The organism is Micromonospora sp. NPDC047707, assembly GCF_040704235.1.
In the GTDB taxonomy this organism is placed as follows: domain Bacteria; phylum Actinomycetota; class Actinomycetes; order Mycobacteriales; family Micromonosporaceae; genus Micromonospora.
On sequence record NZ_JBEYSU010000003.1, the window covers coordinates 313787 to 330443 of the forward strand.

General features: G+C 73.0%; 14 protein-coding genes. 5 read left to right on the plus strand and 9 right to left on the minus strand.

Going from position 1 to position 16657, the window contains the following annotated elements; translation table 11 throughout:
• Window positions 1-156: 156 nt before the first annotated feature.
• The gene (gene pruA, locus AB0873_RS05435; RefSeq protein WP_366598550.1) at window positions 157-1785 is read right to left on the minus strand and encodes an L-glutamate gamma-semialdehyde dehydrogenase; all 1629 of its coding nucleotides are present in this window, start codon (window positions 1783-1785) and stop codon (window positions 157-159) included.
• A gap of 272 nt (window positions 1786-2057) precedes the next feature.
• Here pruA and AB0873_RS05440 point away from each other — a divergent pair, with 272 nt between their 5' ends.
• The gene (locus AB0873_RS05440; RefSeq protein WP_366598574.1) at window positions 2058-3098 is read left to right on the plus strand and encodes a hypothetical protein; all 1041 of its coding nucleotides are present in this window, start codon (window positions 2058-2060) and stop codon (window positions 3096-3098) included.
• A 20-nt stretch (window positions 3099-3118) separates the two neighbouring features.
• Here AB0873_RS05440 and AB0873_RS05445 read toward each other — a convergent pair whose 3' ends face one another.
• Window positions 3119-3625 carry a hypothetical protein gene (locus AB0873_RS05445; RefSeq protein ID WP_366598551.1) on the minus strand — a complete coding sequence of 169 codons (507 nt, stop codon included), beginning with the start codon at window positions 3623-3625 and terminating at the stop codon, window positions 3119-3121.
• Between the two features lie 218 nt (window positions 3626-3843).
• Here AB0873_RS05445 and AB0873_RS05450 point away from each other — a divergent pair, with 218 nt between their 5' ends.
• Together AB0873_RS05450 and AB0873_RS05455 are read left to right on the plus strand one after the other, a co-directional pair.
• Window positions 3844-4074, plus strand: a complete 231-nt coding sequence (locus tag AB0873_RS05450; RefSeq protein WP_366598552.1) for a helix-turn-helix domain-containing protein — start codon at window positions 3844-3846, stop codon at window positions 4072-4074.
• A gap of 103 nt (window positions 4075-4177) precedes the next feature.
• Complete coding sequence (locus AB0873_RS05455; RefSeq protein WP_366598554.1) at window positions 4178-4762, plus strand: Rv3235 family protein; 585 nt, start codon at window positions 4178-4180, stop codon at window positions 4760-4762.
• A 163-nt stretch (window positions 4763-4925) separates the two neighbouring features.
• Here the strand turns inward: AB0873_RS05455 and secA are convergent, their stop codons facing one another.
• Window positions 4926-7841, minus strand: coding sequence for a preprotein translocase subunit SecA (gene secA / locus AB0873_RS05460; protein ID WP_366598555.1), 2916 nt, complete (start codon window positions 7839-7841; stop codon window positions 4926-4928).
• Window positions 7842-8001: 160 nt separating this feature from the next.
• Here secA and AB0873_RS05465 point away from each other — a divergent pair, with 160 nt between their 5' ends.
• Both AB0873_RS05465 and AB0873_RS05470 read left to right on the plus strand, forming a co-directional pair.
• On the plus strand, window positions 8002-9162 hold the full coding sequence (locus AB0873_RS05465) for a GNAT family N-acetyltransferase (protein WP_366598556.1): 1161 nt from the start codon (window positions 8002-8004) through the stop codon (window positions 9160-9162).
• A complete protein-coding gene (locus tag AB0873_RS05470) occupies window positions 9159-10268 on the plus strand; it encodes a GNAT family N-acetyltransferase (protein WP_366598557.1) in 1110 nt (369 codons plus the stop codon). Before AB0873_RS05465 ends, AB0873_RS05470 begins: the two co-directional genes overlap by 4 nt.
• A 54-nt stretch (window positions 10269-10322) precedes the next feature.
• Here the strand turns inward: AB0873_RS05470 and raiA are convergent, their stop codons facing one another.
• The 6 genes from raiA to AB0873_RS05500 form a co-directional block, all read right to left on the minus strand.
• Complete coding sequence (gene raiA / locus AB0873_RS05475) at window positions 10323-10958, minus strand: ribosome-associated translation inhibitor RaiA (RefSeq protein ID WP_366598558.1); 636 nt, start codon at window positions 10956-10958, stop codon at window positions 10323-10325.
• A 247-nt stretch (window positions 10959-11205) separates the two neighbouring features.
• Window positions 11206-11868 (minus strand): phosphoribosyltransferase family protein, encoded by a 663-nt coding sequence (locus AB0873_RS05480; protein WP_366598575.1) that lies wholly within the window; start codon window positions 11866-11868, stop codon window positions 11206-11208.
• A 47-nt stretch (window positions 11869-11915) separates the two neighbouring features.
• The gene (locus tag AB0873_RS05485) at window positions 11916-13697 is read right to left on the minus strand and encodes an LpqB family beta-propeller domain-containing protein (protein WP_366598559.1); all 1782 of its coding nucleotides are present in this window, start codon (window positions 13695-13697) and stop codon (window positions 11916-11918) included.
• Window positions 13694-15370, minus strand: a complete 1677-nt coding sequence (gene mtrB / locus AB0873_RS05490; protein ID WP_366598576.1) for an MtrAB system histidine kinase MtrB — start codon at window positions 15368-15370, stop codon at window positions 13694-13696. Before mtrB ends, AB0873_RS05485 begins: the two co-directional genes overlap by 4 nt.
• A gap of 90 nt (window positions 15371-15460) precedes the next feature.
• The gene (gene mtrA / locus AB0873_RS05495; RefSeq protein ID WP_350653182.1) at window positions 15461-16150 is read right to left on the minus strand and encodes an MtrAB system response regulator MtrA; all 690 of its coding nucleotides are present in this window, start codon (window positions 16148-16150) and stop codon (window positions 15461-15463) included.
• Window positions 16151-16562: 412 nt separating this feature from the next.
• On the minus strand, window positions 16563-16657 hold a 95-nt coding region (locus AB0873_RS05500), incomplete at its 5' end, for an adenosylhomocysteinase (RefSeq protein WP_366598577.1).

Consider the following 16657-nt stretch of genomic DNA (forward strand, 5'->3'; position numbering starts at 1 on the left):
CAGTTTCGCCACCCGTTGGGACTTCCTATGTGCACTGTCGGCCGGCGACAGTGCGCAGGGTCGCCACCGGTGGCATCCGCTGCCCCAGCCGTCTCGGGTGTTAAGAAGGGGCCCCTGCTCTACACGAGGCGTTAAGAAGGGGCCCCTCCTTGCAGCTCATCCCATGTGGGGGTAGGTGTGGTCGGTCGGCGGGACGAAGGTCTCCTTGATGGTCCGGGGCGACATCCACCGGATGAGGTTGTGCCAGGAGCCGGCTTTGTCGTTGGTACCGCTGGCCCGGGCGCCGCCGAAGGGCTGCTGCCCGACCACCGCGCCGGTCGGCTTGTCGTTGACGTAGAAGTTGCCGGCCGCGTACCGCATCTTCTCCGCCACCGCGTCGACCACCTGACGGTCGGTCGCGAAGATCGACCCGGTCAGGGCGTACGGCGCGATCGACTCGGCCTGGGCGACCACCTCGTCGAAGCGACCGTCGTCGAAGACGTGCACGCCGAGGATCGGACCGAAGTACTCGGTGGTGAACGTCTCGTGCGCCGGGTCGCTGCACTCGAAGAGGGTGGGCCGGACGAAGTACCCGACGGAGTCGTCGGCGGTGCCGCCGGCGAGGATCCGGCAGGTGTCGTCGTCCGAGATCAGCTCCAGCGCGGCGGTGTGCCGGGAGAACGCCTTGTTGTCGATGACGGCCCCGCCGAAGTTGCGGAAGTCGGTCACGTCGCCGTAGGCGAGGCCCTCCGCGGTGGCGGCGAGCCGGTCGCGCAGGCCACCCTCCCAGATCGACCGGGGAACGTACGCGCGGGAGGCGGCCGAGCACTTCTGGCCCTGGTACTCGTAGGCGCCCCGGATCAGGGCGGTGTGCAGCGCGTCCACGTCGGCGCTGGAGTGGGCGACCACGAAGTCCTTGCCGCCGGTCTCACCGACCAGCCGCGGGTACCCCCGGTAGCGGGCGATGTTCTCCCCGACGGTCCGCCACAGGTGCTGGAACACCTTGGTCGAGCCGGTGAAGTGGATGCCGGCCAGGTCCGGGTCGGCGAGCACGACGTCGGAGACCTCCTCACCCCGCCCGGTGACCATGTTGATCACGCCCGGGGGCAGCCCGGCCGCCTCGAACAGGCGCATGGTGAAGTGCGCCGCGAACTGCTGCGTGGGGCCCGGCTTCCAGACCACGGTGTTGCCCAGCAGGGCCGGCGCCGAGGGCAGGTTGCCGGCGATCGCGGTGAAGTTGAACGGGGTGATCGCGTAGACGAAGCCTTCGAGGGGCCGGTGGTCGAACCGGTTCCACACGCCGGGGGACGACATCGGCTGCTCGGCGAGGAGCTTGCGGGCGAAGTGCACGTTGAACCGGAGGAAGTCGATGAACTCGCAGGCCGAGTCGATCTCGGCCTGGACCACGGTCTTCGACTGGCCGAGCATCGTGGCGGCGTTCAGCGTGTCCCGCCAGGGGCCGGCCAGCAGCTCGGCGGCCCGCAGGAAGATCGCGGCCCGCTCCTCGAACGGCAGGGCCCGCCACATCGGTGCCGCGTCCTTCGCGGCCTTCACGGCGGCGCGGGCGTCGTCGTGGGTGGCGTGGGCGGTGACGCCGAGCACGTGCGCGTGCCGGTGCGGCTGCACGACGTCGATCGAATCGCCGCCGGCCATGCGCTGCTCACCGGCGATGGTCATCGGCAGGTCGATCCGCTCGGCGGCCAGCTCGGTCAGCCGCCGCTGGAGCCGCTCCCGGTCGGCGCTCCCCGGCTCGTAGGTGCGTACCGGCTCGTTGCGCGGCTCGGGTACGGAGAACACGGCGTCCATCACAGGCTCCTGTGCGATCTCGACAGCGGTGGCGAAATCGGACCCGCGGGCACCGGCCGGACGGCCGGGTGCCGGGCGCCGGACGGCAGAGCCGGTCACGGCGGCGGGACCTCGGCCGATTCTCCCACGGCGGGCGCCCCGCCCCATCACCACCGCCCGGCCTCCGCAGGCTGGTCGACGCGCCCTCGGAGCCGTCGGCCGTGGGCGCGTACCCTGGGTGACCGGTGAACGCCGGCCCCGCTGGAGGCCGGGTGTCCGTCGAAGGGAAGACGATGACCAAGCAGCCCGGCGGCTCCTCCGCCGCGGAGTCGGAGCAGCCGAGCCCGGTCACCGACGAGGCACCCGTGACCCCGGACCGGCCGGAGACGGCCCCCGACGATGGCTCGCCCGGTCCGCCGCCCGCTCCCGGAGCGCCCGCCCTGGCGCTGCTGGCCCTCGGCTGGCTGGCCGCGATGCTCTGGTCGACCCGCGAGGCGATCCACTCGGCGGCCGCCGGCGTCACCGCGATCAGCCTCTCCGCCTTCGCGCTTCCCGGCGTGATCTCGGCCGCGCTGGTCGCCGGGGCCGCCTTCGCGCTGTTCGGCGTGGACCTGCTCGCCCGGCGGGGCCGGGAGCGGGCCACCCTCCGCTTCGTGGCGGCGGTCGCCACCGGCCTGCTGGTCGGGCTGGCCGCCGCGTTCGCCGTCAACCTGACGTACGCCGACAACGCCACCACCAACGTGATCGCCGGCACGACCGCCGCGGCCGCGATCATCGGCGGGGCCGTCGCCGGTGCCCGCACCGCGCCGGTGGTCGGCGCGGTCGTGGCCGCCGCGCTCGGCACGCTGATCTTCGTGGTGGCCTTCAGCCGGGCCCGGGACCCGCTCTTCGACCTCTTCGGCGCGGGCGAGACGCAGGAGTCACTGCTCAACGCGGCCAAGTGGGTCTCCCGGACCGAGTCCCTGCTCGCCGGCCTGGTGGCCGGGCTGCTCGCCTTCGGCTACCTCACCTGGGCCCGGCGCCGGGCCGCCCGGCGGGATCCGGCCGCGCCCGCCCTGCGCTGGCCGGCGTACCTGCTCGCCGGCGCCGGCCCGGGCCTGCTGCTGCTCGTCGCCGAGGTGATCCTCCGCACCGGCGGCCGGAAGCTGCTCGACCTGGCGAGCGCGCTGAGCGAGGCGGACGCCGTGGCGCAGACCTCGCTGGGCACCTCACGCGTGGACAACGCCATCTGGGTGCTCTTCGTGGGCGCGCTGACCGCGATGGTCGCCTTCGGCCGCACCCTCGGCCCCGCGCCGCGCGACGAGGACGAGACCGAGGCCGAGCCGGCCGACTGAGGTCACGCCGGCACCGGCCGTCAGCCGGCGTCGAGGAGCTGGTCCAGCTCGGAGGCGTCGTACCACTCCAGCTCGTGGTCCTCGGCACCGTCGACCGTGAACTGGGCGTCGGGGTCGCCGGCGAGCGCCTCGGTCACCACCTCGGCCGCCGCGGCGACGTCCTCGACCGCGTCCGTCCCGTCGACGTGGATCGCGGCCACCGCCGACACCGGTACCGCCCGGGTCAGCTCCACCGTGCTGGACCCGAGGTCCCCGCCACCGCGCCCGACCAGGGCGGCCGGCACGTCCGCCGACACGACGACGCGGCGGCGGGGCGCGGCCGGATCGGCTCGGAGCAGCTGCAACGCGTCCTGGGCTGCACGGGTGAAGGCGACGTACTCCAACTCCTCCTCGTCGCCCTCCGCGTACCACTCCCGCAGCGCCGGGGTGACCGCGTGCGCGGACGCCGCCGGCAGGCCGTCGGCGCGCAGCAGGGTCAGCATCGGGACGGTCGCCGGCACGTACACCCGGACAAGCTCGTCGGTCACCGCTCGTCTCCCCTGCTCAGGTCCTCCACCGGCGGGTGCCGGCCCGGGCGCCGATCATGCCGTACGCCGTGACCGTCATACACCTCGCACCCGCGAACGTGGAAGTTCTCCCCCGCAGTGTCCTCCGGCGAATTCGTGAGCGCTCGGAGATCCGTCCCTCGGCGGGGTCAGGCGGTGGTGGCAAACTGAACCAAACGCCGTCAACCGAGGGAGTCTCCGTGGCGGAGCCCAGGTTCCTGCTCCTGTCCGACGTGGCCACCGAGTTGAACGTGTCGGATTCGCAGGTCTACCACATGGTGCGCAGCGGCGAACTGCCCGCGATCAAGATCGGTGGGCGCGGCCAGTGGCGCGTCGAGCGCGCGCGGCTGGAGGAGTACATCGAGCGGAAGTACGCGGAAACCGCCGAGTGGGTGCGCGGCAACCCGCTCGCCGACCGCGACCCGGAGTGAGCCGGCGAGTGCGGCGAGGCATTGACCCTGGGCTCTCCCATACCCGAGAATGACGTCAGTCGGAGGCAAACGAAGGCAAACGTAAGAACAACGGGAGATCATGATGACCGACTCGCGCCGCCCCGGTCCGGTCCGACCTCCCGTCCGGCTCCGCCCGGCCCCGTCCTTCGACCCGCCCTGTGTCGAGGACGACCCGGCCGGCTGGCCGGTCCACGGTCAACTCGCGCTCGACCTGTTCGAGGCGGCCCGGCGCGGGACGGCCCGCCCGCCGGACCGGCGTCGCCGGCCCGGCCCCGCGCCCGGACGGCCGGGCCGTCCGGTGCCGCCCGATGCCCTGGTCACCGCCACTGCCGAGGCGTCCCGGGCAGCCCACCGCTTCGTCGCCACCTGCCTGGAGGTCGTCAACGGTTACCGGCCACCCGGCCAGCTCCGGCCGTTGCTCGACCCGGCCCGGGCAGCCGATCTGCTGCCCGAGGTGGGCCGGGCGATCGGTCGCTCCGGTCCGGCGCGCCGCCGGTCCACCCGCCCGGCGGTGCACCTGCGCCGGCTGCGGGTGTGCGAGCCACGAGGCGGGGCGGCCGAGGCGGCCGCGGTGCTGGCCGGGCCGGCGGGCCGGGTGTGGGCGATGGCGTTCCGCCTCGAACACCGCCGCGGCACCTGGCTGTGCACCGCCCTCCAGGTCCTCTGACCGGGGCTGGCGCGAACCGCGGCGACCGCCCGCGCGACCCGCACCGGGCCGACCCGAACCACAGCGACGCCCGCGCGCCCGGAGACGGATCGGGCCGCGGCCCCCCGGAGGGACCGCGGCCCGGATCGAAGCGGACCGGCGGGCGAGCCCGCCGGAATCACCGTCAGGCGCCGCCGTTGGGCGCGCCGTGGCAGCGCTTGTACTTGCGGCCGGAGCCGCACGGGCACGGTGCGTTGCGGGACGGACCGTTGCCGGCCTCCGCCTGCCCCGGTGCCGCCCGGCGAGCGGCACCGGCCGGGACGACCGGCCCGCGCAGCCCGCTCGCCGGCCGCTGGGGAGCCGTCGGGGCCGTCCGCCCGGGGGCCGCCGGAGCGGCCGGAGCGGGCCGGCCCGCCGTCGGCGCTGCCTCGTCGGGAGTCTCCAGAGCCACGGCACCGGCGCCCGCCTCGCCGTCCAGGGTCGGCGCGGAGTACTGGAGACCCTGCTGCTGCGGCGCCCGGCCCAGGCCCTTGGCCCGGATCTCGACCGGCTTCTCCAGCAACTGCACCTCGTCGGCGGCCGGCTCCGGCTCCTGGACCTGCACGTCCAGGTTGTAGAGGAAGCCGACCGTCTCCTCCTTGATACCGTCCATCATGGTGGCGAACATGTCGAAGCCCTCGCGCTGGTACTCCACCACCGGGTCGCGCTGGGCGTACGCTCGGAGGCTGATGCCCTCCTGGAGGTAGTCCATCTCGTAGAGGTGCTCGCGCCACTTCCGGTCGATCACCTGGAGCAGGACCATGCGCTCCAGCTGACGCGTGCCGTCCTCGCCGAGCTGCTCCTCGCGCCGGTCGTAGGCGGCGTGCGCGTCCTCCTTGAGGCGGCTGAGCAAAAAGTCGACGTCGATGCTGGCCCGCGAGCCGCCGGCCTCCTCCTCCAGCTCCTCGATGGTGACCCCCACCGGGTAGAGCTGCTTGAGGTTGGACCAGAGCTGCTCCAGGTCCCAGTCCTCCGCGTACCCCTCGGCCGTGGCACCCCGCACGTACGCCTCGACGACGTCGTCGATCATGTTGCGGACCTGGTCGGACAGGTCCTCGCCGTTGAGCACGCGCAGCCGCTCGGCGTAGATCACCTGGCGCTGCTTGTTGAGCACCTCGTCGTACTTGAGGACGTTCTTGCGGATCTCGGCGTTCTGGGCCTCGATCTGCGCCTGGGCGCTCTTGATCTGGCGGGTGACCATCTTCGACTCGATGGGCACGTCCTCGGGGATGTTGAAGCGCTCCATGACGGCCTCGACCGCCCCGGAGCGGAACCGCTTCATCAGCTCGTCCTGGAGGGAGAGGTAGAAGCGGGACTCACCCGGGTCGCCCTGCCGGCCCGACCGGCCGCGCAGCTGGTTGTCGATCCGCCGCGACTCGTGCCGCTCGGTGCCCAGCACGTAGAGACCGCCGGCGCCGGCGACCTCCTCCGCCTCGGCCTCGCAGGCCTGCTTCCACTTGGGCAGGACCTCCTCCAGCGCCTTGGCGTACTCCTCCTCGTGCTCGATCGGGTCGAGCCCGCGCTGGCGGAGTTCGCTCGCGGCGAGGAACTCGGCGTTGCCGCCGAGGAGGATGTCGGTGCCACGGCCGGCCATGTTGGTGGCGACGGTCACCGCGCCCTTGCGGCCGGCCTGGGCGACGATCTCCGCCTCGCGGGCGTGGAACTTGGCGTTCAGCACCGAGTGCGGGATGCCGCGGCGGCGCAGGAGCTGGGAGAGGATCTCGGAATTCTCCACCGAGACCGTGCCGACGAGCACCGGCTGGCCGGCGTGGTGCCGCTCGGCGATGTCCTCCACGACCGCGTTGAACTTGGCCTTCTCGGTCTTGTAGATGACGTCGGGGCGGTCCTCCCGGACCATCGGCCGGTGGGTCGGGATGGTCACGACGCCGACCTTGTAGACCTTGTTGAACTCGCCCGCCTCGGTCTGGGCGGTGCCGGTCATGCCGGAGAGCTTCTCGTACAGGCGGAAGTAGTTCTGGAGGGTGATCGTCGCGAGGGTCTGGTTCTCCTGCTTGATCTCCACCCCCTCCTTGGCCTCGATCGCCTGGTGCATGCCCTCGTTGTAGCGGCGCCCGTGGAGGATGCGGCCGGTGAACTCGTCGACGATCAGGACCTCGCCCTCGGAGACGATGTAGTCCTTGTCGCGCTTGTAGAGCTCCTTGGCCTTGATCGCGTTGTTGAGGTAGCCGACGAGCGGGGTGTTGACCGACTCGTACAGGTTGTCGATGCCGAGCCGGTCCTCGACCTTGGCGACGCCGCGCTCGGTCACCGCGATCGTCCGCTTGGCGTAGTCGACCTCGTAGTCGCCCTCGCCGTCCTTGCCGGGCTGTAGCCGGGCGACGACGGCGGCGAACTCGCCGTACCACCGGGCGGAGTGCTCGGCCGGACCGGAGATGATCAGCGGGGTGCGGGCCTCGTCGATGAGGATCGAGTCGACCTCGTCGACGACCGCGAAGTTGTGCCCGCGCTGGACCAGCTCGTCCTTCGACCAGGCCATGTTGTCGCGCAGGTAGTCGAAACCGAACTCGTTGTTGGTGCCGTACGTGATGTCGCACTCGTACGCGGCCCGGTGCTCGGCGGCGGGCCGGTTGGGCAGCACCACGCCGACGGTGAGGCCGAGGAACTCATGTACCCGGCCCATCCAGGCGGCGTCGCGCTGGGCCAGGTAGTCGTTGACGGTGATCACGTGCACGCCCTTGCCGGAAAGCGCGTTGAGGTAGACCGGCATGACCGAGGTCAGGGTCTTGCCCTCACCGGTCTTCATCTCGGCGATGTTGCCGAAGTGCAGCGCCGCGCCACCCATCACCTGGACGTCGTACGGGCGCTGGCCGAGGACGCGGGCGGCCGCCTCCCGGCAGACCGCGAACGCCTCGGGCAGCAGGTCGTCGAGGGTCTCGCCGTCGGCCAGCCGGTCCTTGAACTGCTCGGTCATCCCCCGCAGCTCGTCGTCCGTGAGGTTGACGTAGTCGTCCTCGATCGAGTTGACGGCGGCCGCGATGGCCTTGAGCCGACGCAGCATGCGGCCCTCGCCAGCGCGGAGGACCCTTTCCAGAATCGACACGGATCAACGCTCCCCTAGACGGTCTCGAACCATCGTAGGCGCTCCATCAGCGCGATGGTCACTGGTGGCGGTGGTCCGAACGGGCGAAACCGACATAAGGGTCGGTTGGGTCGCGGGTGGCGCGATATCCGGTTACGCCGTGGGCGAAAGATCCGGCACGATGGCACGGGTGGAGCCCGTCGAGATCACCGAGGCCGGCCTGCTGCTGCGACCGTGGCGCGCCGCCGACGCCGGCGCCGTGCACCGGGCCTGCCAGGACCCGGACATCCAGCGCTGGACGACCGTTCCCCGCCCGTACCTGCCGGAACACGCCCGCGGGTTCGTCACCGAGTTCTCCACCCGGCAGTGGGAGAGCGGCACCGGAGCGCCGTTCGCGGTCTGCGACCCGGCGACCGGCGAGTTGCTCGGCGCCTGCGGGCTCGTCACGATCGACCGGACCGCCCACCAGGCCAGCGAGATCGGCTACTGGACCGCACCCTGGGCGCGCGGGCGCGGGGTCGCCGTCCGTGCCGCCCGGGCCCTCGCCCGCTGGTCGTTCGACGAGCTGAAGCTGCGCCGACTGCTCTGGGGGGCGCTCGTCGGCAACCACGCCTCCCGGCTCGTCGCGCTCCGGACCGGGTTCCAGATCGAGGGCCGACTCCGCGCCGCCGACCCCGAGTACGGCACCCACGAGTGGTTCGGCTCCCTGCTGCCCGGTGAGGTGCCCGCACCGGACGAGGTCGGGCCGGCCGGCCCGGGCACGCTCGACGCCCGCCGGGCCACCGTCTTCGGCCGGCCCCAGCCGGTCCTGTTCGCCACGGCGGGCGAGGGCGAGGTGCGGCTGCGCCCGATGGAGGCACGGGACGTCGACGCCATCGTGGTCACCTGCCGTGACGCCGACACGATCCGCTGGACCACCGTCCCCGACCCCTACGACCGTCCCGACGCCGAGGACTACCTGGCGTACGCCCGGCAGGCGTGGGCGGCCGGCACGAGCGCCTGCTACGCGATCGCCGGCGCCGACGACCGCTTCGCCGGCGCGATCGACCTGCGGCTCTCCGCCGCCGACCCGCTCCAGGCCAGCGTCGGCTTCATGACCGCTCCGCACGCCCGGGGCCGCGGCTACCTGCCCGCCGCACTGGCCGCGCTGGCCGCCTGGGGCTTCACCACGCTGGGCCTGGCGCGGATCGAGTGGCGGGCCAACGTCGGCAACACCGCGTCCCGGCGGGCCGCCGAGAAGGCCGGCTTCACCGTCGAGGGCACGGCCCGCGCGGCGCTGAACCACCGTGGCACCCGCACCGACGCGTGGGTCGGCGCGCTGCTCGCCGAGGACCTGGCATGACCCCCGAGACCATCGAGGCGTACGGGGTGCGGCTGCGCCTGTTCCGCCCCGAGGACGCCGCCGACACCGCCGCCGCCTGCGCGGACCCGCAGACGCAACGGTTCATCTCCGGCCTGCCCTCGCCGTACACCGAGGCGGACGCCCGCTGGTGGATCACCGAGGGCGCGCCGGCGGCCTGGGCCACCGGCGGCGCCGCGTACGCGATCGCGGACCGGACCAGCGACCGGCTGCTCGGCGGAATCGGGTTGAGCAACCCCGTCCCGACCCGCAACCAGGCGGAGATCGGCTACTGGGTCGCCCCCCGGGCGCGAGGCCGGGGGGTCGCCACCGCCGCGACCCGCGCGCTCGCCGACCAGGCGTTCGCCACCGGAACCGCCCGGCTGGAACTGCTCACCGGCGGCGAGAACGTCGGCAGCCAGCGGGTGGCGCTGGCGGCCGGCTTCCGGCACGAGGGCGTACGCCGGGACGCGAACCCCACCCGCGGCGGCGGGCGACACGACCTGCTGGCGTGGGTACGCCTCGCCGACGACCCGACGGGCCCCACGCCGCGGCTGCTGCCCGACCTGCCCGACGGCCGGCTCACCGACGGCACGGTGACGTTGCGCCCACTCGGCCCGGACGACGCGGACCTCATGTACGCCCTGCACACCCGCCCCGAGGTGGTGGCGAACCAGGCGCCCCCGGTGCCGCCGACCCGCGCGGCGGTCGACCGGCGCTGTGCGCTGTCCGGCAGCGCCTGGCTCACCGGCAGCATCGCCCGGATGCTGATCCTCGACGCCGCCACCGGGGACCCGGCCGGCAGCACCGGGCTGTCGTACGACGACGCGGCCGGGGAGGGCACCGTCGGGTACGCGCTGTTGCCGGCGTGGCGCGGACGCGGGTACGCCACCCGGACGGTCCGGCTGCTCGCCGGATGGGCCTTCGGCACCGTGGGGATGGCCCGGCTGTCCGCCACGACCCTGACCGACAACACCGCGTCGCAGCGGGTGCTGGAGAGGGTGGGCTTCCGCCGGGAGGGACTGGTCCGCGGCGCGGTCCCGGGGCTCGACGGCGCCCGGATCGACGACGCGGTCTACGGGCTCCTGCCCGCGGATCTGACCGACTGACGGCCGGCCGGGGCCGGATCGGTCCTCCCGACCCGGCCCCCGGCACGCGCCGGTTCAGATGTCCAGGGAGATGATCCCGTAGTCGTAGGCGTGCCGCCGGTAGACGACGCTGGGCCGACCGGACTCCTTGTCCTGGAACAGGTAGAAGTCGTGCCCGACCAGTTCCATCTGGAACAGGGCGTCGTCGACGGTCATCGGCTCGGCGGGGTGCACCTTCTCCCGCGCGATGTGCCAGGGCTGGTCGTCGTACTCCTCCTCGACCCGTTCCGCGACGGCGGTGGCCGTACCGGCGGAGGCGCCGTCGCCGTTGAGCGACGAGGCGACGAGGTCGGTGACCGGCAGGCCGGCGGTGGCGGCCGCGACGGAGATGGGTGCGTGCCGGCCCCGGTGGACCCGGCGGCGGTCGGCTGCCCGGCGCAGCCGGGTGTCGAGCTTGGCGATGGCCGAGTCCAGCGCGCTGTAGAAGTCGTTCGTGCAGGCCTCGGCCCGGATCACCGGGCCCCGGGACACGCAGGTGATCTCCACCCGCTGGCAGTGGTCCGACTGGCGCGGATTGCGCTCGTGGAACAACTCGACATCGACACGGATAAGCTTGTGGTCGTAGCGTTCGATTTTTGCGAGTTTCTCCGCTACGTGCACCCGGTAATGGTCCGGCACTTCGACATTTCGGCCCTTGACCACGATGTCCACGTGACCTCCCTCGATCGGACGGTCGTTCGATGCGTTACCCGGTCGCGCGTCCTCGGGGCGGCCCCACTCGGCGTCGACCGGTCGGTACGGCTACGCCTCCTCTCACCGCCGGGAGTGGATGGGAAGCCTCCTACCCCCGACAGCAGAACGCTAACTCCTGTTCGCCCGGCAGTCACCCCTGGTTGCCGAGACCGCCCAGGAATTTTCACAGCTCATACACCAACGGGTGAAACGGAAACACGAACGGTTACACCGGAGCGCGTTTCTCCGTCGCGGCGAGCACGGCCGCCACAGCCGGTGACCCACCGGTCGCGCTCAGCGCACGGCTGACCGCGGCGAGAGTGGAGCCGGTCGTCACGATGTCGTCCAGCACGACCACCGCCGCGCCCGCCGGGACCGGCGCCCGGCGGTCCCGCACCCGGAAGGCCGACTCGGCCGCCGCGGCGCGGCCGGCGCTGTCCAGCGTCACCGAGTCGGGGCGGGGCAGTGCGCGTACCGCCCGGCGGACCTCGACCGGCCAGCCGGCCCGGCGCAGCCGGCCCGCACAGTGCCGGGTTAGCCGGCCCAGGTGGTCTCCGTAGCGTGCGCGGGCCGCCGCCGCGGTGTCCGGCACCGGCACCAGCAGCACCGGGCGTACGTCGCCGACCGCGACGGCCACCACCTCGGCGAGCAGCGCGCCGAGCGGCCGGGCCAGCCCGTGGCGGCCGTGGTCCTTGTACGCCAGCAGCACCTCCCGCAGCGGGCCGGCGTACGGGCCGAGCGCGACGCAGGGCGGCAGGCCGGCCGGTGCGGGCGTCGGGCGCACCGAACGGGGGCGCAGGCCGTCGAGCGCGGCGACGCAGCCGGCGCACACGCCGTGCCGCAGCCCCGCACGGCGTTCCCGGCATCCGGCGCACTCCACCGGAAGCACCAGGTCACCCAGGTCCGCGAGGAGCCGGCCGACGTCCCGCACGGCGATCAGTACAGGAAGAAGGGGGCGGTCGGGTTGCCGGCCCGGACACCGGCCGCTTCCTGCACCTGCTCCCGCTGGATCCGCTCGAAGGGGACGCCACGGTAGGCCACACTGTTGGCCTCGTACATCACCTTGCCGCTGAACTGGGCCGCCGGGTTCGCCGGGTACGCCGACAGGTGCGTCACGGCGGCCCCGGTGGAGTCCCGCAACGCGCTCTCCCGGGCGCCGTCCACGCTGATCTCGTAGATCGCCGGCTGGCCCGCCGACCCGCCCACCACCAGGCTGTTCTCGCCGTACCAGTCGACGGCGGAGAGGTTGGTGAGCGCGGTGAACAACCGGCGGGGAGACCCGGCGTCGAGCACGCCGCCGTCGTGGTTCAGTGCCAGCACGTACAGGCCACCGTTCACGATCACCGCGAGCCGGTGGCCGTCCGGGGAGGCGGCCACCGCCGTCACGTCCCCCGCGACACCCAACGGCACCGGGGTAAGCCTGGCCTGGGCGTCGAAGCGGAACAGCCGCTTGTCGGCGACGACCAGGCCGGACGGCGGATCGGCCGAGCGCAGCCAGACCGGCCGCCCCATCGTGCCGAAGCCCGCGCCCCGGCTGCGGGTGAAGGTGGTCACCGGGTCGGCGCCGACCCCCACCGACAGGTACTGCCGGCCGTTCTCACTCGCCACCACGAGCGCGGCGAGGATGCCCCGCTCGTGGCGGCTGAGCCCGGCCGCGACCACCCGGGTGTTCGCCGGCGCGGCCACCGGCACCGGGCCGCTCGGCTCGCCCGGGTACGCGAGGGAGTGGACCGCGCCCTCGTAGACGCAGAACCGCTGCGGGGCGTCGTCGACGGAGTGGGCCGGGAACGCCCGGCGACGCTGCGCGACGTCCTCGATGGTCAACCGGGACTGATTGTTGATCTTCAGGTCGACCGGACCTTCCAGTTCCGGAAGCGACCACGCGAGCTGGGTGCCCAACTGATCGAGCTGGGTGCGGTCGGCACCGGACATGTTCAGGTTGACCTCCCAGCGGCCGTCCGTCCGGGTGGCGTTGTTGATCAACTCGGTGCGGTCCGGTAGGAGGCTGACACCCTTGCGCAGCCAGTCCGAGGGGCCACCGGTGAGCCACCGCACCACCTCGCTGACCAGCCGGTCCCTGGGCACGGCCAGGGGCAGGTAGCGCTCGTCGGGCACCAGGCGACTGCGGTCCGAACTCCAGAAGTAGACCGGCCGGGGCGAGTAGTAGCGCTCCAGCGCCTCGACGCTGAGCAGGAGCACGGCCGGCGGGTCGACCACGTACCAGTCCGTCTCGATGCCGGAGTCCTGCACGGTCGGGCGCAGCCCGAACTCGTACGACGTCGCGGTCGCCTCCGGCGGTTCCAGGACGCCGTCGGCCCGCAACTGCCCGACCTGCTGGACCCGCAGCGTGACCCGGCTCTGGTCGGGCGAGGTGACGATCCGTGGGGGCGCGATCAGCCGGACGACGGTCAGCGAGACCGCGCTGCCCTGCTTCTCCTTGAGACGGGCCCGGTCGGCGCTGTCGACGAACTGGCGGACCCGGTCGTACGACCCGTCCGGCTCACCGGCCGCCGCGGAGAGGAAGTTGAGGACGAACTCCTCCGGGCTGTCGCCGGCGGTCCGGGTCGGCGGCTCGACCCGGCCGCCGCTGCTGGCACCCGCCTCCGCCGCCGGACCCGACCCTTCGACGCGGACCTCCGTGTTCGCCGGGATGCCGCAGCCGACCGGACCGAGCAGCAGCACGGCGAGCAGGCCGCCCAGAACCTGTCGCCGGCTCACGGCCGCGACTCCGCGCGCTCCACCGCCGGCGCCGGCCCGACCGCCAGCGCGCCCGCGGTGCCCGGGCCGATGGCCAGCAGGCCACCGTCGCGGGGGCCGCCGAACGGCAGCGACGCGTCGGCGGGGACGAGCCGGAGCGGCGAGGTGGTCAGGCGGTCACCGGCACGAGCCGGCAGGGTGAGGCGGAACTGCGCCCCCTGGCCCGGCGCCCCCCACGCCTCGAGCCACCCGCCGTGCAGCCGGGCGTCCTCCAGGCTGATCGACAGGCCGAGCCCGGTGCCGCCGGTCTGCCGGGCGCGGGACGGGTCGGCCCGCCAGAACCGGTTGAAGACCAGCTTCTCCTCGCCCGGCTTGAGGCCGACCCCGTGGTCGCGCACGGTGAGCGCCACCGCCGTGTCGTCCATGCCGAGGGTGATCCGCACCGGCTTGCCCTCGCCGTGCTCCACGGCGTTGCCGACCAGGTTGCGCAGCACCCGCTCGACGCGTCGCGGGTCGATCTCGGCGATCACCGGACCGCTCGGCACGTCCAGCTCGATCGTGACCCCGACCCGTTCGGCGAGGCAGGACAACCGGTCGGCGACGCGGTGCACCACCGGCACCAGGTCGGTCGGCTCGGCGTCGAGCGCGGCGAAGCCGGCATCGAAGCGGCTGATCTCCAGCAGGTCGGTCAGCAGCTCCTCGAACCGGTCCAGCTCGGCCTGGAGCAGCTCGGCGCTGCGGGCGACCGCCGGGTCGAACTCGTCCCGCTCGGCGAAGATCAGGTCGGCGGCCATCCGGACCGTCGTCAGCGGCGTCCGCAACTCGTGCGAGACGTCCGAGGTGAAGCGTCGTTGCAGGCGGGACATCTCCTCCAGCCGGAGGATCTGCCGTTGCAGGTTCGTCGCCATCTGGTTGAAGGAGGCGGCGAGCAGCGCCAGGTCGTCCTCCCCGTTGACGACCATCCGCTGGTCGAGCAGGCCGGCGGAGAGGCGCTGGGCCGTTCGGGCGGCCACCCGTACCGGCGTCACGACCAGGCGGGTCACCAGGGCGGCGAGCAGGCCGAGCAGCAGCACCAGGGCGGCTCCGGTGGCGACCACGGTGGCCCGGGCCTCGGTGGCGGCGGCGTCCTGCCGGGTCAGCGGAACCAGGTAGTACAGCTCGACCTGACCGAACCGGGTGGGCACCGGCGAGCCGTAGACCAGGTACTTCGTCCGTTCCTCGCCGAGCCGGCCGGTGCGGATCTGGCTGGCGACGCTGCCCCCGGCGACGGTGGCGCGCAGCTCGGGGCTGACCACCGAGTTGAGGTTGCCGACCGCCGGGGACGTGCGCGACTGGATGACACCGCTGAAGTTGTCGGCGGTGAGGGCGACCACCACGCCGTTGGTCTGCTGCGGGTCACCGCCGGCCAGGTAGTTGACCGTGCCGTCGACGGTCTCCTGGAACTGCGCCTCCTGCGGCTGGTTGTAGAGCCCGAACTGCTTGGCCGCGTACCCCGCGCCGCTGTCCAGGCGGGTCTCCACGTCGTTCCTGGCGTTCTCCAGCAGAATGTTGGTGATCTTGTCAGCGATCAGGTACGCGAAGCCCCCGACCAGCAGGCTGGACGCCAGCAGTGTGATCGTCACCACGCGCACCTGCAGCGAGCGGCGCCAGGTCTGGTGCAGCCCCGCCAGCAGCCGCGCGCCCCGCCCGCTCAGCGCACGCCACAGCTCCCAGGCGGCGCCACGCCGCTGGGAGGCTGCCGTCGCGAGGTCGGAGATCGGGGGGCTGGCCACAGTGTGACCAGGTTATCCGGTACCCGCCTTGTAGCCCACGCCCCGCACGGTGAGGATGATTTCCGGTCGCTCGGGATCCGGCTCGATCTTGGCCCGCAGCCGCTGGACGTGCACGTTGACGAGCCGGGTGTCGGCGGCGTGCCGGTAACCCCAGACCTGCTCCAGCAGCACCTCCCGGGTGAAGACCTGCCGCGGCTTGCGGGCGAGCGCGACCAGGAGGTCGAACTCCAGCGGCGTCAGCTTCACCTCCTCGCCGTTGCGGCTGACGGTGTGGGCGGGCACGTCGATGGTGATCTGGTTGCCGGGCGGACCGATGGTGAGCAGTTCGGGGGCCACGTCCTCACCGCGCCGCAGCCGGGCCCGCATCCGGGCCACGAGCTCCTTCGGCTTGAACGGCTTGACCACGTAGTCGTCGGCCCCGGACTCCAGCCCCAGCACGACGTCAACCGTGTCGCTCTTGGCGGTGAGCATGACGATCGGAACGCCCGACTCGGCCCGGATCGACCGCGCCACGTCGATGCCGCTCATGCCGGGCAGCATGAGGTCGAGCAGGACGATGTCCGGCCGGTTCTCCCGGAACGCGGCCAGGGCGCGTTCCCCGTCGGCCACGAACGAAGGCAGGAACCCCTCGCTGCGCAGGACGATGCCGAGCATCTCCGCGAGCGCGGGGTCGTCGTCGACCACCAGTACCCGGGCTCTCATGGGATTAATTTTCCATCCCCATTTCCTTCGGTGGGATCCGCGTCCTCCGGCACGGTACTGCCGTCGGCCGCCGTAGCCCAGCAACCCGCGCCCGCGACGTCGCCGCCGGGCCCACGGGGCCGTCCGATCGGATCCCGCGTGTCACCATGATCCCTGGGTGTGCCGGTCCGCGCCACCACCGGCGCCACCCCTGTCACACCGGTCGCGCGGGAGGGCGACAGGAGCCGTACCCCGTGGCGACCCAGTCCCTGCTGAATCCGGCGGTGTTCGGCGGCCCGAGCCGCGGCGGTCTCGCTCGCCTGGCTCGCGTGGTGCGGATGGACGTGGGTCCGACCTGCCCGGCGCCGCCGCGAGCCGGACTGAGACCGCCGGGCCGCCGCTGGTGGTCAGCGACGGCCCGGCAGTTCGTGACTCAGTAGCGGTAGTGGTCGGGTTTGAACGGGCCCTCGGGGGAGATTCCGAGGTAGGCGGCCTGTTCCTTGGTCAGGGTGGACAGTTTCGCGCCGA